Below are 18,012 nucleotides of genomic sequence, written 5' to 3'. Positions count from 1 at the left end.
GGAGGCGATCACCCTCTCCCCGCAACCGCGAACGTGTTGCCGTCGGCCACCACGAGCACGCTGCGTCCGGGAAAGAGCGTGGCGAACATCTCGCCGACGCGGTCCAGGACGCCCGGGCCGAACTCGATCGCCCTCGTCTGGTCGGCCGTCCTCAGGGCGCGCTCAAGCTGTGTCATGGGTGTCCTTCCGCCCGTCTGGTGCTGGGGCTGGTCGTGGTCATCGGGTGGCGCCGGTTTCGTTCCAGCCGAGATCGGCCCAGGCTGTCGATGGGATCAGCTGGTCGACGCGGTCGAGCACGTACGTCGGTCTGGCTGCCGCCGGCACGGCGAACATGTCCTCCACTGTGGAGTCGCCCGTCAGCACGAGCGCGGAACTCATTCCCGCCCGGACGGCGAGCTCAATGTCGGTGCCGAGCCGGTCGCCGACCATCACGCAGCGGCGAGGGTCGACGTCGAGTCCGGCGAGGGCCTGGGTCACCATGCTGGGGTCGGGCTTCCCGACGACCTGCTGGCACTCGGCACCGGTGCAGGCCTCGATCGCGGCGACGATGGCCGCGCAGTCGGGCTCGCCGCGTCCGCCGGGGAACGGGCAGTACCGGTCGGGTTGGTGGCCACCAGCATGGCGCGCCGGTGGTACCAGATCGCGTCGAAGGCGATCTGCAGTTTCTGGTAGGTGAAGCCACGGTCGTAGGAGGCGATCACGATGTCGATCTCGGCGGATCATCGCTGATCCGGATGCCCGCCTCCCGCAGCGCGTCGATCAGCGGCTGCTCCGCGATCGGGTAGACGGTGGCGTCGCGGTGGTTGGCCGTCAGCCAGTTCGTCATGGTGGCGACGGTGTTGGCGATGTCGGAGACGGGGTCGGAAGGCCGAGGCGCGCCAGCTTCTCGGCATACTGCCACGGGCCTTTGTCGGGTTGTTGGAGAGGAAGCGCACGGGGATGTCGCGACGCCGCAGTTCGTCGATCAGTCTGAGGGCGCCGGGCAGCAACTCCTCACCCAGGTAGATCGTCCCGTCCAGGTCGAACAGGTACGCGTCGTGGAATCCGGTGGGTCGTCCGGGCCGGATCGGGTCCATCTCTTGCCTTCCGTTTGGGGGCCTGCCCGGGTGTGCCCGGGGCAGGCGGTTGGTTGTGCTCAGGCCCGCTGCCAGGGGCCGGACGGGTCGCCCGGTTCCTGGTTACGGGTCCACCACTTGGCGGTGAAGGTGTTGCCGTCATGGACGACGACGTCACCTGCGGTGAAGATCCGCGTCGGGGTCCACACGGCCGTGCCGTCCTCGGCGGTGACGATCTGCTCCCACGGGCCGTTGACGTCGCCGGGGCGCTGGTTCTGCGTCCACCACGCGGCGCTCCAGTCCGATCCGGCGAACCGGGTCTCCTGGCCGGCCGTGTAGACGGTTCCGGGCTGCCAGGGTACTCGAAGTCGCTTGTCACGGGGACGAACGGGTCGGCGGCATCACCGTTCCACGTCTCCAGGTTGATGACGGAGGCCTGCTTGCCGTCGACCTTGGTCTGCGTCGCCAGGTAGTAGAGGCCGTTGTCGAGGCTCTGGATGCCGACGGAGGCGTCCTGTTGCCAGCCGCGGATACCGGTGGCCTCATCGAGCAGGCCGTCCTGGGCGAGCGGGAGCAACAGCCCCTTCTCGCCGTCGAGACCGGTCAGCGTCTGCATCCTTGGCTTGTCCTTGGCGTCGACCGCGTACATCAGGTAGTTGGGGTACTGGGTCTTCGTGCCACGGTAGACGCCCATCCACCAGCGCTGCAGGTACGGGTCGTATTCCAGGTTCTGCACGCCGTAGTGGGTGTTGCCGGTGAAGGCGAAGTACTTCCCGTCGACCTTGGCGGGCCCCGACCGGTGGGGATCTGCCTCGGTGAGCGGACGCTCGTAGGCGGCCCACTTGCTCGTGTCGTACTGCAGCAGCACCTGGTGGTCGTTGTCGACGCGGTCGACGTTGCGGTAGATGCCGTAGGCGACGGTCAGGTACTGCTTGCCGCCGGTCTTGCCGAACTTCGGGCCGAAGGCGGTGCCGTCGATGCCGGAGCTGCCGTACCGGTGATCGGGGTGTTTCCGATGTTGCCGTCGAAGTCGCCGTCGCCGTCCATGTCCGCGGCGTAGTCGTCGACGACCTCCTGCAGGTGGACGGTGGAGACCACGTGCGAGTTCTGGGCGTCCATGCCCACCTCGGTGATCTTGTCGACGTCGAAGATCGCGATGTAGAAGGCCTCCGCGGCCTTGTACTCGAGTGAGCCGTAGACGCGACCGTCGGCGGGGTTGATGTCGAGGTCACCGAGGTGTCCGGTGAAGCCTCCGACGGTGCCGACCAGGTTGCCCTGCAGGTCGGTCTTCACCAGCAGCGTGGTGAACGAGTAGTAGATGTAGCCCTTCTCGACATCGACGGCGATGCCCTGGACGTGTGACGTCGGCCATGGGCCGTTGCTGAGCGTGAGCTCGAGCCCGTCGAAGGTGTCGGCAGCGGCGCTCTGGGCCGGGGCGATGAAGCCGACGGCGCCGAGCAGCGCCGCCATGCCGATTCCGAGCCACCGCTTCGTGGCTCCTGTGCGGTTGAATCCCATTGTTGTCTTCCTCCATGTGGGGGTATCGGGGAACGGTCTGGGTGTAACTGCGGGGACCAGGTGACGCCCGCGGACCCGGTTTCGGGCATGGCGGGGCCAGGGTCTGGACGTGAGGGAGGGAGGTTCGCCCTCCCGGATGCACCTCGGCACGTCGGCCGCCCACCCTCGCTGGTGGGCCCGCTGTGTCGAGCTCGCCCGTGGTCGGCCCGGCTCAGCGGGCCGACCACGGACAGGTATCTGGCGGCTGGATCAGCCGTTGACCTCGGTGAAGAGGTCGGTCCACTTCTCCACGACCGCGTCGCGGTTCTCGGTGAGCCACGTGACGTCGCGCTCGACCCACTTGAGGTCGGAGTGCTTCGGCAGGAACTCGGAGTTCACCTCGGCCGTGGTGGTCATGCGGACGGTACCGACGGCCTCGCCGAACGCGACCTGGCCCTCGGGCTCATGATGTAGTTGATGACCTGCTTGGCCAGCTCGGGGTTCGGGCCCCTCTTGATGACGGCGGTGCCGAAGGCGGAGGCGCTGGTTCCCTCCTCGGGTACTGCAGCCGGATGTTCTTGGCTCCGGACTTGAGGAGCGAGGCGATGCCGTCCTCATAGGTGAGGCCGACGACGTACTCGCCGTCCTCGACGCTGCCGAAGGCGGCCGAGGAGGACCCTGCGATGACGATGTCGTTCTCGAGGAGGCCCTTGATGAAGGCCCACGCCTCGGGGTGTCGTTGCCGTAGACGGCCATGATGTTGGAGATGTTGTTCCACGCCGAGGACGAGGACGTCGGGTCGGCCATCACGATCTTGCCCTTGAGGGCCGGGTCGAGCAGGTCTTCGTAGCCGTTGATCTCGAGGCCGAGTTCCTTCTCGAGGTTGTTGTTGACGGCGAACGCGACGCTGGAGAGGTGATCGACGCTGTAGAAGCCGTTGGGCGACTTGTAGGCGTCCTGCACGTCGCCCTCATGGTCGGAGAGCCAGTGCTCGAAGATCTCGCTGTGCTTGTCGCCGTCGGCCATGTCGAGGCCGCCCACATCATGTCGCCCTGCGGCTTGCCCGACTCGGAGGCGATGCGGGTGGTCAGCTCGCCGGCCGAGCCGTTGACGACCTCGAGTTCGATGCCGGGGAACTTCTCGGTGAGGAGGTCCTGGAGGATGCCGAGGTCGTTCTCGGTCATCGAGGAGTAGAGGACCAGGTTCATGTTGTCCGCGCCCTCGGGGCTGTCGCCGCCGCAGGCGGTCAGGGCCAGGCTTGCCGCGAGCGCGGTGCCGATGGCCAGGAACTTCTTGCCGAACATGTTTTGTGTATCTCCCTGTTGTTGTGAAGGTGTCGTCGTTGACGGGTATGGGCGGGCAGGCCGGCCGGGTGACCGACCCGCGGGATCACATCTTGATGTCCTCCTCCTTGGTGAAGCGGAGGTAGATGAGCAGAATGGCCGCGGTGAGCACCGTGAGGATCGCCGAGAAGGCACAGGCCAGGCCGTAGTTGTTGCGCGAGATGGCGACGTAGGCCGACATCGTCAGCGTGATCGTCTTGTTGTTGTACAGGATGATCGCCGAGCTCATCTCGGTGACGATGGCCACGAAGCTCAGGATCGCGCCCGACGCGATGCCGGAGGCCATCATCGGGGTGGTGATCCGGAAGAACGTCTTCAGCTTCGAGGCACCGAGGCTGCGAGCGGCCTCCTCGGCCGACATCGGGATGTGCATCAGGGTCGCCGTCGCCGAGCGGATCGTGTAGGGCATCCGTCGGATCACCAGCGCGATGATGATGATGGTCGCAGTGCCGGTCAGCGCGAGGGCTCCCCCGTTGAAGGCGAGCACGAGGCCGATGCCGATCACCGCTCCGGGAAGGATGTAGGGATCATCGAGAGCGTGTCGACCAGGTTGTTGGCCCAGTTGGAACGGCGGACCACGAGGTAGGCGATCAGGATCGACATCACGATGATGATGGCGAGCGCCGCGAAGCCGAACCACAGCGTGTTCCAGGTGGAGCGGAGCAGCAGGCGGTCGGCCGCGGCCCGGTAGTTGTCGAACGAGTAGCCGGGCAGGAACACCGCGGAGCTGCTGTTACGGAACGACAGGTAGATGATGTAGAGCTGAGGCAGCACTCCGAGCGCGACGACCACGTACATGTAGATGTACATCAGGACCCCGGCGACGCCCTTGGGCTTCTTCTGCTCGACCGGACGGCTGGACTTGATGGTGAAGTTGAACTTGCTGGTGGCGTACTTCTGCAGCAGGAACACGGCGGCGGTGACGATGACGCCGATGACGCCGATGGCCGCCGCGAAGTTGTGGTTCTGACCGGTCTCGCCGAGGTACTGGTTGTAGATCTCGACGGTGAAGGTGCGGTAGCCCTCACCGATCAGCAGCGGGGTGCCGAAGTCGGCGAACGCACGCATGAACACCAGCAGCGAGGCGGCGAGCACCGTGGGCATGGTGAGGCGGAGCATCACCTGCACGATGCGCTTGATGCCGGTGCTCCCCATCATGGAGGCGGCCTCGAGCAGGGATGTGTCGATGCTGCGGAAGGCGCCGTTCATGTAGACGACCACGAGGGGAAGAGCTTGAGGCCGAGCACGAAGACGATGCCGCCGAAGCCGTAGATGCTGACCTCGGAGAAGGGCGTGAAGTCGCGGATGAAGGTGTTGACGATGCCGCCGCGGCCCATCAGCAGGATCCAGGCGTAGGCGCCGATGAACGGGGCCGACATGCACGAGAGGACCGCCCCGACGAACAGGAACTTGGCGCCCTTGAGCTTGAAGTAGGTGTAGAAGTACGAGAACGGGATGCCGATCGCCAGCGATACCAGCGTGACGGCGATGCTGACGAGGAAGCTGTTGCGGATCGTGCCGAGGTAGTAGGTCTTCGACAGGAACTTCACGAAGTACTCGAGCGTGAAGCCGCCGTCGGCCGCCACCACAGACTCCTTCAGCACGCCCCACAGCGGGTAGACGAGGAAGAGGCCGAAGACGGCGAACATGAAGATCGTGACGAAGGTCCACATGTCGGGCCGGAGAAGCCGACGCCGATGCAGCTTCTCCGCCGGGAGGGCTGTCATTGTGGTCACGATGCGGCCACCGCCTCGCGAGCGGGGACGGCGCCGAGGACGCCGGTGAGGTTGGTCTCGCCGTCCTGGCTGTAGACGTTGACCTTGTGGCGCTTGACGTCGAGGAAGACGCGCGCACAGGGCTCGAGGACGTCCTCGAGTTCGGACTCGTGGGTCACCTCCACGACGGTGCCGTCGGTGAGCCGGAGCACGTGGTGGGTGTTGAGCCCGAGGAAGATCGAGTGGTCGACCGTGGCGGGGATGCCGTCGGTGGCGTGCGGGTCGAGGATGAACTGCTCCGGCCGCACCGAAACCTGGACCGCCGCGGGAGTGGCCGACCCCTCACGGATGCCGGGGATGACGAACTCGCCGCCCGCGACGCGGAGCAGCGCCTGTCCCCTCGGAACTCGAGGGTGCCGGGCAGCACGTTCGAGCGACCGATGAAGGTGGCGACGAACAGGTTGCTCGGACGGTGGTAGAGCTCCGGCGGGGTGCCGAGCTGCTGGATGATGCCGTCCTTCATGACCGCGATCCGATCGGAGACGGCCATCGCCTCCTCCTGGTCATGGGTGACGTAGACGGTGGTGGTGCCGACCTCGCGCTGGATCTCGCGGATCACGTCGCGCATCTCGATGCGGAGCTTCGCGTCGAGGTTGGAGAGCGGCTCGTCCATCAGGAGGACATCCGGGTTGGTGACGAGCGCACGGGCGAGGGCGACGCGCTGCTGCTGCCCACCGGAGAGGCGGTCGGGCATCTGGTCGGCCCAGCGCTCGATCTGGACGAGCTTGATGTACTCTTCCGCCTTCTCGCGGATCTGTTCCTTGGGGAACTTCATGTTGCGGAGCCCGAACTCGACGTTCTTGCGCACGGTGAGGTGCGGGAAGATGGCGTAGTTCTGGAACACCATGCCGATCCGACGCTTCGAGGGCTCGGTGTCGTTGATGCGGGTCTCGTTGAAGTAGAAGTCGCCGCCCTCGATCGAGTTGAAGCCCGCGATCATGCGCAGCAGGGTCGTCTTGCCGCAACCCGAGGGCCGAGGAGGGTGAAGAACTCACCCGGCTCGATGTCCAGGTCAAGGCCGGGGATGACCGTCGTGTCGCCGTAGCGCTTCACGGCGTCCCGAATCCTGATATTGATGCTCACGTGGGCTCCATGGTCGTGCTTGATCGGACCCAGGGGCCGGCCGCGGGGCGTCGACGCCGGGCGGCAGTGGCCCGCGGCCCTGCGTGTTCTGTCTCTTGTGGGGCAGTGCGTTCTGTCCCGACGTCGACGGACATTACGCCGCCATCGACCGGGGACCGGGCCAGCTGGCCCCGTTGTGCTCAAACGAGCAATAACTAATTGGTAACGCCCGGCCCGGACCGGGTGGATCGTCGCCGCGCAACCTGTGCCGGACACTTCGCACCTGCGGCATCGAAAGCAGCCTGACAGCGAGTTCGACGTCGACCACGAGGTCGGTGAGGATCCCCGAGCAGCACACCGAGCGCACGGCCTGCGCCTTGCGCTCGTCCGCCACGGCCGCAAGCACGCGTGGCACGCGCGCGATCTGGGTGGGCGCCACGCCCAGCGTGTGTCGCCAGAGGCGCATGTCGACGGTGTGCCCGTCCGCGGCGAACAGGGAGCCCTGCACCTCGCCCACGGCCCCGATGCGACGACGCGTTGGAAGACGCGCTCAGGCACCGCGGTGTAGGCGACCGAGATCGGCGTGGGCACAACGGCCCGACACCGACCACCGCGGTCGTGATGCGGTCGAAGTCGGCCACCACCGAGGCGACGTTCGGGTGCCGCCGCACCGCGGTGGCCTGGCGGGCGTCATCGATGAAGAACGGGGCGCGGATCACGCGCACGCTGCCTCCGGTGAGGGCCGCGGTGCGGCGCGTCAGCTCGTTGGCCGAGTTGTGCACGTCGCCGCCGAAGCGGCCCGACAGCTGCACGATCTCCACCTGGGCAGGTGATCGATGTTGTCGAACATGGTGTTGAGCGTGCGACCCCACCCGATGCCGAGCACCTCGCCGTCGTCGAGTCCCTCCCTCAGGAAGGTGCCCGCCGTGCGTCCGACGGCCGCCCGCACGTTCTCCTGATCGCCGTAGACCTCCACCACGCACGCGCGGCGCAGGTGCAGGTGGCGGGCCAGCTCGTCGGAGAGCTCGGGAAGCGGGGCGTTGCTGTTGACGGTGATCGAGACGATGCCCACCTCCCTTGCCTCCTCGAGGGCCCTCGCCACCTTGAAACGCGACATACCGAACTGCTCGGCTATCTCGACCTTCGAGCGGCCCTCGACGTAGAACGCCTTGCTGACCGTCATGAGGGTGCGCCGATGGGTGGCCTCGTTGCGGATGAGGTTCCGCGGGCGTCCCACCTGCCTCGGCGCCGTCGCCTCATCGCGTCCGGCCTGGTCGGCCACAGTGATCCTCCTCGTCGGCCGGGTCGGGGCCCCGGCATTCTCGCCAGATTACCCCTCCTCGGGTCGACGGGTGTCCACCGCGACCCTCATGCATACATGGATGCATACATGAGGCGTAGGATCGACCCCATGCACGACCCGGCACTGCCCTGGAACCACCGCGATGACGGCCCCTCGCCCAAAGGGTGGCCGCCGACGCCGCCCGCCAGGTGATCCAGGGCACCTCTCCCCGGCACCCTCCTGACTGAGCTCGACCTGGCTGCGGAGCACGGCGTCAGCCGCACCCCGGCCCGGGAGGCGATGCTGCAGCTCGAGGCATGGGGCTCGTTCGGCTGATGCCGAAGAAGGGCGCCGTCGTGACACCGGTGGCCGCGGACGAGAGGCACGACCTGCTCGCGGTGCGCACCATGTTCGAGGTCGAGTCCGTCGCGTCGCTGACCGCCGACGGCGGAGGCCTGGACGCCCTGGCAGAACCCCTCCGCGTGCGGCTCGACGAGCAGAGGGCAGCACTCGACGCCGGCGACCTGCTGGCCTTCGCCGCCGCCGATTACGCTTTCCACGCCACCGTGATCCTCGCCGGCGGCAACGCCGTCGTGCGCGAGCTCCTCGCAACGCTCGCCCCGCGGCTCGCGCGCCTCACCCATCAGGCGTGCCTCGATCGACCCTGGTCGCTCCCCAACTGCTCGGGAGCACGAGACGCTCGCCGTGCGGGCCGGTGACGGCGACGTCGCGGGCTTCTCCGCCACCATGCACGCACACATCCGTGACACGTACTACGCGGACGGGGTGCGCTCGTGAGCCCGCTCGCCCCGACCGGGCCAAGGCCTGGCGTCGTGCGCTGCCCGCCATGCTCATGCTCGCCTGGGGTGGCAACCACTTCACCCGCTGCTCCACCTCTACGAGACCCTCGGTCACTACGCCCCTGGCAGGCCAACCTCCTCCTCGGGACCTACGTCGCCGGGCTGATCCCGGCCTGTTGCTTCTCGCGCCGATCTCGGACCGTCACGGCCGTCGTCCCGCGATGCTGGCCGGCGTCGTGGCCAGCCTGCTCGCGAGCGTCCTGCTCGCCGCCGGGTTGGCGTCGTTCCCGCTGCTCTGCCTCGGACGGGTGCTTGCCGGCGTCGGCGTCGGGGCGGCCATGTCGGTGGGCTCCAGCTGGGTCAAGGAGCTGTCCTCGGCACCGTTCGACACCGCGGCCGGCCGGACTGCGGGCGCCCGGCGTGCGCTGCTGACCCTGACCGCGGGCTTCGGCATCGGCGCGGCCGTCACCGGCGTCCTCGCCCAGTGGGGCCCGGCGCCGTCCGTGACGCCCTACCTCGTGCACGGCGTCCTCACCCTCGGCTCGCTGGCCGTGCTGCTCACCTGCCCCGAGTCGCTCCCGGTCGGCCGCCGCAACCCCGGGCCGTGGTGGCGCGACCTCAGGGTTCCCTCGGCCGGTCACCGCCGGTTCATGCGGCTCGTGGTCCCCGCGGCCCCTGGGTGTTCGCGGCGGCGGCCACGGCCTACGCGATCATGCCCGCGACGGTGCAGGGCAGGATGGGCGACTGGAACACCCTCTATGCGACGGTGCTCACGGTGGCGACGCTCGGCGCGGGCGCCTCCGTCCAGAACCTCGTGCCCGCCATCAACCGCCTTGTCGGCGGGCATTCCCTGATGCTCGGGATGGGGCTGATGTGTCTCGGCATGTTCCTGGCTGCGTTCGCCGCGCGGCTGGAGCGACCGGCGCTCGCGTTGGCGGTGGCGGTGCTGCTGGGCTCGCCTACGGCATCTGCGTGACGTCCGGGCTCATCCAGGTGCAGGCGATCGCAACCGATCGGGATCTGGCCGGGTTGACCGGCATCTACTACGCGCTCACCTACACCGGCTTCCTGCTGCCGAGCGTGCTCGCCGCGCTGCTTCCGTTCGCGGGCTACGCGGCGACCATGCTCGTGGTGGCCTGCGTCTGCGCGGTGTGCGCGCTCGCCGTGACGCGCGAGTCGCTGCGGAGCGCCTGAGCAGGCGGCAGGATTGCCGGGGTGACGCCGATCTACACCGTCGGTCATTCCAACCGGAGCATCCGGGAGTTCACCCTGACCCTCGAGACCGTCGGGGTGACGCGAGTGGTTGATGTGCGCAGGCTCCGCGGCTCGGAGAGGTATCCGCAGTTCGACGCAGGTCGCCTGCGAGAGACGTTGGGGGACGTCGGCGTCGAGCTCACCGCGAGCCCCGCGCTGACCGGCCGGCGCCCGATCGACCATGGCGTCGACCCCGCCGTCAACGGTTGGTGGGAGAACCGCAGCTTCCACAACTATGCCGACCACGCGCTCTCCGTCGAGTTCGCCGCTGCGCTGCGCCTCCTGCTGGATGCGGGCGCCGCGGCGCCGACCGCCGTCATGTGTTCCGAGGCCGTCTGGTGGCGATGCCACCGGCGCATCATCGCCGACCATCTGATCGCGCTGGGGTACCGGTGGTGCACCTGATGGGCCCCGGCCGGAACACGGACGCCCTGCTCAGCGCCGGCGCGGTCGTGGGGACCGACTGCCAAGTCACGTACCCCGCCGGTCCCGCCGTGTGATGCCCGGGTGGCACCCACAAAGAGAACCGGCCGCGTCCCGGGCTGGGACGCGGCCGGTCGGGGCCTTCAGAATCAGGCTGCGGGACGGCACCCACCAGATCGATGATCAGGGCCTGGGCCGCCGTGCCGTTCTCCTCACTCGCCGGATAGACCAGCAGGATCCGGGAGCCGATCTTCCTGCCGATCGTCTCCTCACCGCCACCACCGGAGACCTGCTGGAACTCGTCGGGCCAGGTGGTCGACGTCTCGCCGCCCCACTCGGCACCGGCGGCGAGGTAGAACACGGTGTCGTTCTCGGTGATGGCCGCCCCGGTGCCCTCAGAGAGCACGACCACCTGGGCCTCGGCGGGTGCGCTGGAGCCCTCCTCGAAGACCATCTCGGGCTCTGCGCCGATCTCCCCGGAGACGGTGAGCCCGGCGGGAAGCTCGGCACCCGTCGCGGAGGCCTCAGCGAGGATGTCGCTGCTCAGGTTGGTGGTCGAGACGATGTCGACGACGAACACGAGGACCGAGTTGGCCGGGATGGTCTCGCTCTCCTGATCGCCGTAGCCGTACTCGGCCGGGACGATGATCTGGACGCGGTCGCCGATCTTGGTGTCGATCAGGCCGTACTTCCAGCCGTCGACGACCTGGTTGAGCGAGAAGCTGGTGGGCTCACCGCGGTCGAAGGAGGAGTCGAACTGGGTGCCGTCGGTCCACAGGAAGCCCGCGTAGTTGACGGTGACGTAGGCTCCGGCGGCCACGGTCTCGCCGTCGCCCTCGGCGAGGGTCTTGACGGTGATGTCGGTGGGAGCCGCATCCGGGATCGCCTCCATGGTCGGGATGCCGTCATCGCTGAAGGAGATCTCCGGCAGCGCGCCGTCGGGGCGCGGTTCACCGTGGGGGCCGCCGCGACGTCGCCGCCCGCGTCGGCGCTCGCGCTCGCCGAGGCGCTCGGGCTCGACTCGGGGGCCGCGTCCTGGGCGCCGCATGCGCTCAGCGGTAGGAGCAGGCCGAGGGCGGCAATAGTCAGGTTCTTGAGCTTCATCAGGATGGGAACTCTCTCCGCAACCGCATTCGGCCGCTCGGGGTGCTTGGATCCGGGGGGGTCGCGGGATACCCGTGGCCCGTCCGGGTTCCAAGGTAGCAACCTCTCCTGTGGAGAACCTGTGCGCTCGTCGCTGCGGCGAGACCAGACCCGGTCAGGGCTGCGCCAGGAAGGCCTCGAAGTCGGCCTTCACCGTTGCGGTATAGGCGTGGCACCAGTCGAGGATCGCCGAGGTCAGCCTGCCGCCGCGTCCCACGTAGCCGAGGATCTCGGCGGACAGGCCCGACTGGGCGTGCGCGCGGGCGAGCACGACGGCGCAGGCCTCGACGAACCGCTCGCTGGCCGCGTCGTCGAGGCCACCTGCATCGATGCCGCCCTTCATGTCGTGGAACTGACGCACGTAGTAGTCGCCCTTCACGCCCGCGAGGTGCCCGAGGAACGGATCCGAGTACGCCTGCAGCACCCGCTGCAGGCTCACGACGCGGGCACCCTCTCCGTGCGAGCGGACCCCGAGGCGACCGCCCTGGGTTGGACGATCCCGCCGTACTGCTCGAGGACGCTGCGGTTGGCCTGCTTGGTCTGGAGGATCAGCGTGTGGCCGTCCCCGTCGCGCACCAGCACCACGAAACAGCGCGTCCCGACGCTGCCCACTCCGACGGCGCGGCGCGCGACGTCGGTCACCTCGTAGGTGTTGAGCAGGAGCCGGACATCGGCGTTGGCGGAGGCCAGATAGGTCGCGTAGGCCCACCGGACGACCGACTCGGTGTCGCCGGCCGGGTGGGTGACCACCGGCGGGTTCTCGATGAACCGCAGCTCGCCGTCGACGCCCTGTTCGGTGAGGCGCCGGGCGGCCCGGGCACCCGTCCGCTTCGTCGCGTCCGCCACGGCGGCTTTCAGCACACGCCGGGTCGACCGGTCGCCATGTGCCATGGTCACGGTCGGGTCGAAGTGCGTGTAGTAGCGGTCAACGGGGTCGAGTTCGGAGATGCCGCGCGTGGCACCCAGGTAGGCGTTGACGGTGCGCCTCGCCGCCCTTGCGACCACCGCCGCGTCTCTGCCAGCGGACTCACCGGAGAGGATGACGCTCGTGACCAGGCGTTTCAGATCCCACTCCCAGGGAGCCCAGGCCGCCTCATCGAAGTCGTTGAGGTCGAACAGGAGGGTGCGCTGCGGGGAGGCGTAGAAGCCGAAGTTGTTGATGTGGGCGTCGCCGCAGGAGGCGACCAGGATCCCGCTGTGAGGGGCGCTGGCCAGGTCGGCTGCCATGATGGCGGCGGTTCCGCGGTAGAACGTGAACACACTCTGGCTCATGCGTTCGCGACGCAGGGCAGGAGTTCCTGCAGCCTGGTGCGGTTCTGCTCGGCGAGGATGCCCAGCGGGTCGCGCGGGCCGGACGGAGCCACGCCGAGGTCGCTCCGGGGGTCGTCACCCTGCGGAGGCGGCCCGCCTCCGCGGCCGCAACGCTCGAACGCCGGCCATGATTGACGGGGGCCCGTTGTGGCCCGGCTTCGTCCCCATGCTGTCCCCCTGCTCTGCCCGGGCCACCGTGCCCGGCTCCGTCACTCTACGGCGTCTCCCTCGGGACGCGTCGGTTTCGGGCAGCGGTCATTCCCCCACCTCGTCGCCGCTGGTCACCAGGTACGTGATGTGGGTCACCTGCTCGGTGACCCGCGCCGCGAGAGGGTCAGGGTCGTCTCGGGCGTCGTCACGCCGTCGAAGATCCGTTCGCCCTCACCGAGCAGGATCGGCGCGACATGCAGCCTGAGTTCCCCGATGAGCCCCGCGGCCAGGAACTGGTTGATCGTGGCCGCCCCGCCCGCGATCGCGACGCTACGCTCCCCCGCCGCGGCGATCGCGGCCGCGAGGGCGTCCTCGATGCCCCCGGTCACGAAGTGGAAGGTCGTTCCCCCGCCATCACAAGCGGCTCCCGCGCGTGGTGCGTAAGAACGAACACGGGGCCCGGTAGGGCGGCTCGTCGCCCCACCAGCCCCTCCAGTCGTCCGACCAGGCGCCGCGCACCGGCCCGAACATGTTGCGCCCCATGATGTAGGCCCCGGCCTCGAGGATGCCCGCGAGGTCGGCCGCGTTCTCCTCCTGCGGCTCGAACTGCCAGCGGTGCAGGGCCAGGCCGCCGCGTCCGAGCGGCAACTCCAGCGTCTGGCCCGGGCCCGCGACGAATCCGTCCGCCGAAACCGTGACGTCACAGGTCACCCTCGCCATTGGCACCACCTCCCGTATCGGGTCAAGGTATACGCGGGTGCCGAGGTTCGGGTCGCTCCCACGGATCCGGTGGTCGCGACGCACGGGAGGCCCGTCAGGCGACCCACTCCACGAGCTGCCAGATAATGCCGTTGGGATCGGCGAACTGGCAGAACCTCTCGCCCCAGGGCTCGGTCTCAGGTGGGGTGACCACGCGCGCCCCGGCCGCCTCGAGCCGACGGAACTCTGCGTCGATCCCCTCCACGACGAAGACCAGGAGGAGTCCCTGCCCCGCCGCGCCGGCTGCCTCGGCCGGCTTGAAGGTCGGAAGGCCGGTCGCGAGGAAGATCAGGTTGGTGCCGACGGTCGGGTGTTCCAGCGAGATGAACCCCTCCTGCTGCATCGCAATGCGGTAGCCGAGGTGGCCGGTCGCGAAGGCAGCCGACGCTGCGACATCTGCGACGTTGAGGGAGATGGCGGTCTGGGTGATCTGCATGGCGACTCCTCGCTTATTCTTTATACGCAGTACAGTATAGAAGGTGTCTTCAAGCGAACGGAGCGGAGATGGCGGCACCGCTGATCGACCTGTTGTGGCGCGACCACCCGGCAGCCGCCCCACCCCGTCGCCGCGGCCCCAGGGCAAGGCTGGCCACCGGGGACGTGGTCGCGCACGCCGTCCGGGTGGCCGATGCCGAAGGCCTCTCCGCGGTCACCGTGCGAACCCTCGCCACGGCCCTCGGGGTGACGCCGATGTCCGTCTACACCTATGTGAACGACCGAGACGAGCTGCTGGTGTTGATGGCGGATCTGGTCCATGGGGCCGCTCCGAGAACCGGGTTCGGGCGCTCGGGCTGGCGGACCAGGGTGCGCCGGGTCGCCGACGACAACCTCGCGATGCTGCGCGCGCACCCCTGGCTGCTCGAGGTCGACGACCCGCGCATCGCGCTCGGGCCGGGCACGATCGAGCGCTACGAGCACGAGCTTCGAGCCTTCGACCGGACCGGCCTGGGTGATCTCGAGCGGGACGCGGCCCTCTCGTTCGTGCTGGACTTCGTGCGGGCATCCGCGGCGAGACTGATCCCGCCTGCCGTCGACTTCACGGCCACCTGGGCCGACTCCGTGGCTCCGCTGGCGCGGTATCTGGGCACCGGGTTCTCGCTTGCCCAGCGGGTGGGCCGCGCGGCGGGCGAGGTGACCGGCTCACCCTACGACGCGTCCTACGCGTGGCGCTTCGGCCTCGACCGGGTGCTGGCGGGCCTTGCGGACCTGATTGGCTCCGAGCCCTAGCCGACCGTGTGTCGCCACGCCCCCCTGTGAGCACGGTCGTACAGTCGAAGTCGTGACCAATCAACCCACGATCGCCGTGCTGATCGACGCTGACAACGCCGCCCTCGAGACCCTCGACAAGGTGCTCGGCAAGCTCGACCAGCGGGAGTCATCACCGTGCGTCGCGCGTACGGCAACTGGTTCAAACCCACGCTCCGCAAGTGGGATGCGGGGTTGACCGGCCGCGGCATCCGGGCCGTTCAGCAGTCCGACCCCGTCAAGCACAAGAACGCGACCGACCTGGCCCTCGTCATCGACGCCGTCGACCTCCACCACACGTTGCGCCCTGACATCTTCGCGATCGTGTCGAGCGACAGCGACTACACGCCGCTCGCGACCTACCTCCGGGAGCGAGGGCACCAGGTGCTCGGGTTCGGGCGTCCGGACGCCCCGGCATCGTTCCAGGCGGCCTGCACCACCTATGTCGGTCTCCCCGCCAAGGTGGAGACCAGGCCGAAGCCCGAGCCGAAGGCGCCAACCCTGGCCGAACTGCTCGCGACGTCCATCACGAAGAACGCGGACAAGCACGGTTGGGCACGCCTCAACTCGGTGGCGCAGAACATGAGCCAGGAGCACGGACAGTCGGCAAAGGACCATGGGAAGGCGACCTGGAGCAAGGTACTCAAGGGACTGCCCGAATACGAGCTCCGAAACGAGGGAACCACCGCCGTCGCCGTGCGCCTGCGGCAGGACGGGTAGCCTCTCGCGCATGGCTCGAATCGTCATCATCGGCGGACACGGCAAGGTCGCGCTGCGGCTGGCGCCACTGCTCGCCGGGCGCGGCGACACCGTCACCGCCCTGATCCGCAATCCCGATCACAAGGCCGACGTCGAGGCGACGGGCGCGGTGCCCGTGTTGGCCGACGTCGAACTGCTCACGACCCCGCAGCTGGCGGACCTGTTCCGCGGCAACGACGCGGTCGTGTGGTCGGCTGGCGCCGGGGAGGCAACCCCGCACGCACCTACGCCGTCGACCGTGACGCGGCGATCCGGTCGATGGCCGCCGCCGCCGACGCCGGGGTGTCGCGTTACGTGATGGTCTCCTACCTCGGCTCCCGCCCCGACCATGGGGTGCCGGCGGACAACTCCTTCTTCGCCTACGCCGAGGCCAAGGCCGCCGCCGACGAGAACCTCCGCGCATCGACTCTCGCCTGGACGATCGTCGCGCCGGGCCCGCTGACGTTGGACGACCCGACCGGCCTCATCGACCTGGTCAGCGATGAGGCTCCAGGCGACGGGCGCGTGACCCGCGGCGACGTCGCGGCCGTGGTCGCGGAGGCGCTGGCCGACGCCTCCACTGTGGGCCGCACGATCGCCTTCGGCAACGGGGCGACGCCGATCGCCACGGCTCTTCGCGGCTGAGGCGTCCATGAACCTTTTCTTCCGGTTGCTCCTCCTACGCCTCGCATCACGCCGCCGCGGCCCGCTCGAGCTGTGGGACACTGCCCGCACCCCCTTCCGCGTGGTGCCGACCGACCTCGACGTGCTGGGGCACATGAACAACGGCAAGTACCTCTCGCTGCTCGACCTGGGCCGGATGGATCTCATGCTGCGTTCGGGCTTCTGGGAGACGATCACCTCCCGTGGCTGGTATCCGGTGGTGGCCGGTCAGACGATCACGTACCGGAGGTCGCTCACGCTCGGGCAGAGGTTCACGCTGGAGACGCGGGTGCTCGGCCTCGACGACCGCTGGATCTACCTGGAGCAGCGCTTCGTGCGCGGCGACGTCCTGTGCGCCGAGGCGATCGTGCGGGCCCGGTTCCTCAGGAAGACCGGCGGCTCCGTCGAGCACGACGAGATCGAGGCGGCGCTCGGCGGCCTTCCCCATGCAGGGGGTGCCCGGGTGGGTGCTCGCCTGGAACCGGGCGCCTCCGAACACGCCAGGCGCAACGGCACCCCTGACGGGGAAACCGACGGCCGCGGCACCGTCACACGGCGGGGCCCTGCAGATGCCGGTCGAAGAACCTGGCCGCATCCTCACCCGCGTGCCCCGGAACGCCGGTGTGTCCGCCCATGTTGGCCTGGAGCGTCTTGTGGTGCGAGCCGATCGCGTCGAACAGGTCGAGCGCCTGCTGCCTGTCGTTGCCCTCGTCGTCCCACTGGAGAAGGACGTGCACCGGGATCGTGATCCGACGCGCCTCCTCGGTGATGCTCTGCGGGATCCAGCTGCCGGCGAACAAACCCACTGCGACGATGCGCGGCTCCACGACCGCGAGCCGGACACCGATCGAGAGCACGCCGCCCGAGTAGCCGACCGGCCCGCGGACCCCGGGCACCGCCAGCAGTGCGTCGATCAGGGCCCGCAGCTCGGGCACCGCCTGCTCGACGATGGGTAGTACGAGGCGGTCGGTCACGTCGGCGGTGACCTTCTCACCCGCCATGACCGCACCGCGGAGCTCGGTCCGCGCCTCCTCGAGGGCGGCCTGCCGCGGGCGGGTGCCGCTTCCCGGGAGCTCGAGGGTGGCTGCGGCGTAGCCGTCGATGACGCACTGCCGTGCGCGGGCGGCCAGCCGGGGATACATCCGGCCCAGGTCGCCCGGGTTGCCGAGCAGGATCAGCGGTCGAGGGGTCGAGACCTCCTCGGGCAACCAGAGGATTCCTGGGATGTCGTCAAGGGTGAACTCCCGCTCGACGACGCCGTCGTGGAGTGTTGGATCAGAGGTGAAGGTGAGGTGCATGGTCGTGCCTTTCGGATGGAGCGCCGAGGGGTGGGCGCTCCCGGACGACCTATCGCCCGACCGTGACTCCAGAGAGGAGCACCCACGTCGAAACAATCACGGGTCTCACCTCCTCCATCTGCTGCACGGACCGGGCAAAAGTATCACTTGACCACCGTGGCTGACCGCTGAGGAGTTGGTGGCCCCGCGACACTCCCGAAACCCACAGAAGCCA

General features: G+C 68.7%; 28 protein-coding genes and 3 pseudogenes. 11 read left to right on the top strand and 20 right to left on the bottom strand.

Annotated elements, in window-relative coordinates; translation table 11 throughout:
• Window positions 1–8: 8 nt before the first annotated feature.
• The 13 genes and pseudogenes from G7085_RS28690 to G7085_RS31620 all read right to left on the bottom strand — a co-directional run.
• Complete coding sequence (locus G7085_RS28690; RefSeq protein ID WP_231979810.1) at window positions 9–176, bottom strand: hypothetical protein; 168 nt, start codon at window positions 174–176, stop codon at window positions 9–11.
• Between the two features lie 40 nt (window positions 177–216).
• Window positions 217–1,076 (bottom strand): annotated as a pseudogene (locus G7085_RS22285) (HAD-IIA family hydrolase).
• Window positions 994–1,923 carry a hypothetical protein gene (locus tag G7085_RS36535; RefSeq protein WP_231979809.1) on the bottom strand — a complete coding sequence of 310 codons (930 nt, stop codon included), beginning with the start codon at window positions 1,921–1,923 and terminating at the stop codon, window positions 994–996. The pseudogene G7085_RS22285 and the gene G7085_RS36535 overlap by 83 nt, the downstream one beginning before the upstream one ends.
• Before the next feature lie 53 nt (window positions 1,924–1,976).
• A complete protein-coding gene (locus tag G7085_RS22275) occupies window positions 1,977–2,573 on the bottom strand; it encodes a hypothetical protein (RefSeq protein WP_197512649.1) in 597 nt (198 codons plus the stop codon).
• A 249-nt stretch (window positions 2,574–2,822) separates the two neighbouring features.
• A complete protein-coding gene (locus G7085_RS28680) occupies window positions 2,823–3,515 on the bottom strand; it encodes a type 2 periplasmic-binding domain-containing protein (protein WP_231979808.1) in 693 nt (230 codons plus the stop codon).
• Between the two features lie 426 nt (window positions 3,516–3,941).
• Window positions 3,942–4,400 (bottom strand): ABC transporter permease, encoded by a 459-nt coding sequence (locus G7085_RS22260; RefSeq protein WP_197512646.1) that lies wholly within the window; start codon window positions 4,398–4,400, stop codon window positions 3,942–3,944.
• Window positions 4,397–5,104 carry an ABC transporter permease gene (locus G7085_RS22255; protein WP_197512644.1) on the bottom strand — a complete coding sequence of 236 codons (708 nt, stop codon included), beginning with the start codon at window positions 5,102–5,104 and terminating at the stop codon, window positions 4,397–4,399. Before G7085_RS22255 ends, G7085_RS22260 begins: the two co-directional genes overlap by 4 nt.
• Entirely contained in the window at window positions 5,101–5,622 is a 522-nt protein-coding gene (locus G7085_RS22250; protein WP_197512642.1) for an ABC transporter permease family protein, read from the bottom strand. The genes G7085_RS22255 and G7085_RS22250 overlap by 4 nt, the downstream gene beginning before the upstream one ends.
• A 5-nt stretch (window positions 5,623–5,627) precedes the next feature.
• Entirely contained in the window at window positions 5,628–5,873 is a 246-nt protein-coding gene (locus tag G7085_RS28675) for a hypothetical protein (protein WP_331716047.1), read from the bottom strand.
• Entirely contained in the window at window positions 5,786–6,610 is an 825-nt protein-coding gene (locus G7085_RS33540; RefSeq protein ID WP_197512641.1) for an ABC transporter ATP-binding protein, read from the bottom strand. Before G7085_RS33540 ends, G7085_RS28675 begins: the two co-directional genes overlap by 88 nt.
• Window positions 6,607–6,753 (bottom strand): hypothetical protein, encoded by a 147-nt coding sequence (locus G7085_RS22235; protein WP_197512639.1) that lies wholly within the window; start codon window positions 6,751–6,753, stop codon window positions 6,607–6,609. Before G7085_RS22235 ends, G7085_RS33540 begins: the two co-directional genes overlap by 4 nt.
• Window positions 6,754–6,886: 133 nt before the next feature.
• Window positions 6,887–7,258 (bottom strand): sugar-binding domain-containing protein, encoded by a 372-nt coding sequence (locus tag G7085_RS31625; protein ID WP_331716046.1) that lies wholly within the window; start codon window positions 7,256–7,258, stop codon window positions 6,887–6,889.
• A gap of 127 nt (window positions 7,259–7,385) precedes the next feature.
• Window positions 7,386–7,849 (bottom strand): annotated as a pseudogene (locus G7085_RS31620) (sugar-binding domain-containing protein); the annotation flags it as partial.
• 405 nt (window positions 7,850–8,254) lie between these two features.
• Here G7085_RS31620 and G7085_RS36065 point away from each other — a divergent pair.
• The 5 genes from G7085_RS36065 (at window position 8,255) to G7085_RS22195 (ending at window position 10,473) form a co-directional block, all read left to right on the top strand.
• Window positions 8,255–8,350: a GntR family transcriptional regulator gene (locus tag G7085_RS36065; protein WP_197513012.1), complete on the top strand. Its 96-nt coding sequence runs from the start codon at window positions 8,255–8,257 to the stop codon at window positions 8,348–8,350.
• Window positions 8,332–8,733, top strand: a complete 402-nt coding sequence (locus G7085_RS22210) for an FCD domain-containing protein (RefSeq protein WP_197512633.1) — start codon at window positions 8,332–8,334, stop codon at window positions 8,731–8,733. Before G7085_RS36065 ends, G7085_RS22210 begins: the two co-directional genes overlap by 19 nt.
• 134 nt (window positions 8,734–8,867) lie before the next feature.
• Window positions 8,868–9,668, top strand: a complete 801-nt coding sequence (locus G7085_RS22205; RefSeq protein WP_197512631.1) for an MFS transporter — start codon at window positions 8,868–8,870, stop codon at window positions 9,666–9,668.
• Between the two features lie 139 nt (window positions 9,669–9,807).
• Window positions 9,808–10,008, top strand: a complete 201-nt coding sequence (locus G7085_RS22200) for a hypothetical protein (protein WP_197512629.1) — start codon at window positions 9,808–9,810, stop codon at window positions 10,006–10,008.
• Between the two features lie 21 nt (window positions 10,009–10,029).
• Entirely contained in the window at window positions 10,030–10,473 is a 444-nt protein-coding gene (locus G7085_RS22195; protein WP_197512627.1) for a DUF488 domain-containing protein, read from the top strand.
• Here G7085_RS22195 and G7085_RS22190 read toward each other — a convergent pair.
• From G7085_RS22190 to G7085_RS22170, 6 genes are all read right to left on the bottom strand, one after another.
• A complete protein-coding gene (locus G7085_RS22190) occupies window positions 10,427–11,539 on the bottom strand; it encodes an FKBP-type peptidyl-prolyl cis-trans isomerase (RefSeq protein WP_197512625.1) in 1,113 nt (370 codons plus the stop codon). The two genes, G7085_RS22195 and G7085_RS22190, sit on opposite strands and share 47 nt — an antisense overlap.
• A 210-nt stretch (window positions 11,540–11,749) precedes the next feature.
• Window positions 11,750–12,073, bottom strand: coding sequence for a DUF2252 family protein (locus G7085_RS31615; RefSeq protein WP_197512624.1), 324 nt, complete (start codon window positions 12,071–12,073; stop codon window positions 11,750–11,752).
• Window positions 12,070–12,906, bottom strand: coding sequence for a DUF2252 family protein (locus tag G7085_RS22180; RefSeq protein WP_197512623.1), 837 nt, complete (start codon window positions 12,904–12,906; stop codon window positions 12,070–12,072). Before G7085_RS22180 ends, G7085_RS31615 begins: the two co-directional genes overlap by 4 nt.
• Before the next feature lie 341 nt (window positions 12,907–13,247).
• On the bottom strand, window positions 13,248–13,484 hold the full coding sequence (locus G7085_RS28660; protein ID WP_331715884.1) for a dihydrofolate reductase family protein: 237 nt from the start codon (window positions 13,482–13,484) through the stop codon (window positions 13,248–13,250).
• Window positions 13,485–13,509: 25 nt separating this feature from the next.
• Entirely contained in the window at window positions 13,510–13,806 is a 297-nt protein-coding gene (locus G7085_RS28655) for a hypothetical protein (RefSeq protein ID WP_231979807.1), read from the bottom strand.
• A gap of 103 nt (window positions 13,807–13,909) precedes the next feature.
• Complete coding sequence (locus G7085_RS22170; RefSeq protein ID WP_197512622.1) at window positions 13,910–14,290, bottom strand: VOC family protein; 381 nt, start codon at window positions 14,288–14,290, stop codon at window positions 13,910–13,912.
• 68 nt (window positions 14,291–14,358) lie between these two features.
• On the opposite strand from G7085_RS22170, the gene G7085_RS22165 reads away from it, so the two are divergent.
• The 6 genes and pseudogenes from G7085_RS22165 to G7085_RS36060 all read left to right on the top strand — a co-directional run.
• Window positions 14,359–15,081, top strand: a complete 723-nt coding sequence (locus G7085_RS22165) for a TetR/AcrR family transcriptional regulator (RefSeq protein WP_197512621.1) — start codon at window positions 14,359–14,361, stop codon at window positions 15,079–15,081.
• Between the two features lie 52 nt (window positions 15,082–15,133).
• Complete coding sequence (locus tag G7085_RS22160; RefSeq protein ID WP_197512620.1) at window positions 15,134–15,298, top strand: PIN domain-containing protein; 165 nt, start codon at window positions 15,134–15,136, stop codon at window positions 15,296–15,298.
• On the top strand, window positions 15,238–15,819 hold the full coding sequence (locus tag G7085_RS22155) for an NYN domain-containing protein (RefSeq protein WP_331715883.1): 582 nt from the start codon (window positions 15,238–15,240) through the stop codon (window positions 15,817–15,819). The genes G7085_RS22160 and G7085_RS22155 overlap by 61 nt, the downstream gene beginning before the upstream one ends.
• A gap of 10 nt (window positions 15,820–15,829) precedes the next feature.
• Entirely contained in the window at window positions 15,830–16,156 is a 327-nt protein-coding gene (locus tag G7085_RS28650; RefSeq protein WP_231979806.1) for an NAD(P)H-binding protein, read from the top strand.
• A complete protein-coding gene (locus tag G7085_RS28645) occupies window positions 16,117–16,482 on the top strand; it encodes an NAD(P)H-binding protein (RefSeq protein ID WP_231979805.1) in 366 nt (121 codons plus the stop codon). The genes G7085_RS28650 and G7085_RS28645 overlap by 40 nt, the downstream gene beginning before the upstream one ends.
• Window positions 16,483–16,489: 7 nt before the next feature.
• Window positions 16,490–16,837: pseudogene (locus tag G7085_RS36060) on the top strand (acyl-CoA thioesterase); the annotation flags it as partial.
• Between the two features lie 211 nt (window positions 16,838–17,048).
• Here G7085_RS36060 and G7085_RS22140 read toward each other — a convergent pair.
• Window positions 17,049–17,798 (bottom strand): alpha/beta hydrolase, encoded by a 750-nt coding sequence (locus G7085_RS22140; protein ID WP_197512619.1) that lies wholly within the window; start codon window positions 17,796–17,798, stop codon window positions 17,049–17,051.
• Window positions 17,799–18,012 lie beyond the last annotated feature (214 nt).

Origin of the sequence: Tessaracoccus coleopterorum, from assembly GCF_011174705.1 — a bacterium.
In the GTDB taxonomy this organism is placed as follows: domain Bacteria; phylum Actinomycetota; class Actinomycetes; order Propionibacteriales; family Propionibacteriaceae; genus Arachnia; species Arachnia coleopterorum.
The sequence above is the reverse complement of the archived record's forward strand: the minus strand, read 5'-3'. Positions and strand labels throughout refer to the sequence as shown.

Bases quoted from the DNA above. Each gene is read 5' to 3' on its own strand.
- G7085_RS22275 (WP_197512649.1), bottom strand. From the start codon at position 2,573: ATGGGATTCAACCGCACAGGAGCCACGAAGCGGTGGCTCGGAATCGGC.
- G7085_RS28690 (WP_231979810.1), bottom strand. From the start codon at position 176: ATGACACAGCTTGAGCGCGCCCTGAGGACGGCCGACCAGACGAGGGCG.
- G7085_RS22205 (WP_197512631.1), top strand. From the start codon at position 8,868: ATGCTCGCCTGGGGTGGCAACCACTTCACCCGCTGCTCCACCTCTACG.
- G7085_RS28650 (WP_231979806.1), top strand. From the start codon at position 15,830: ATGGCTCGAATCGTCATCATCGGCGGACACGGCAAGGTCGCGCTGCGG.
- G7085_RS22165 (WP_197512621.1), top strand. From the start codon at position 14,359: ATGGCGGCACCGCTGATCGACCTGTTGTGGCGCGACCACCCGGCAGCC.
- G7085_RS33540 (WP_197512641.1), bottom strand. From the start codon at position 6,610: ATGATCGCGGGCTTCAACTCGATCGAGGGCGGCGACTTCTACTTCAAC.
- G7085_RS22255 (WP_197512644.1), bottom strand. From the start codon at position 5,104: ATGAACGGCGCCTTCCGCAGCATCGACACATCCCTGCTCGAGGCCGCC.
- G7085_RS22180 (WP_197512623.1), bottom strand. From the start codon at position 12,906: ATGAGCCAGAGTGTGTTCACGTTCTACCGCGGAACCGCCGCCATCATG.
- G7085_RS22170 (WP_197512622.1), bottom strand. From the start codon at position 14,290: ATGCAGATCACCCAGACCGCCATCTCCCTCAACGTCGCAGATGTCGCA.
- G7085_RS28645 (WP_231979805.1), top strand. From the start codon at position 16,117: ATGGCCGCCGCCGCCGACGCCGGGGTGTCGCGTTACGTGATGGTCTCC.
- G7085_RS22140 (WP_197512619.1), bottom strand. From the start codon at position 17,798: ATGCACCTCACCTTCACCTCTGATCCAACACTCCACGACGGCGTCGTC.
- G7085_RS22210 (WP_197512633.1), top strand. From the start codon at position 8,332: ATGGGGCTCGTTCGGCTGATGCCGAAGAAGGGCGCCGTCGTGACACCG.
- G7085_RS22250 (WP_197512642.1), bottom strand. From the start codon at position 5,622: ATGACAGCCCTCCCGGCGGAGAAGCTGCATCGGCGTCGGCTTCTCCGG.
- G7085_RS22190 (WP_197512625.1), bottom strand. From the start codon at position 11,539: ATGCGGCGCCCAGGACGCGGCCCCCGAGTCGAGCCCGAGCGCCTCGGC.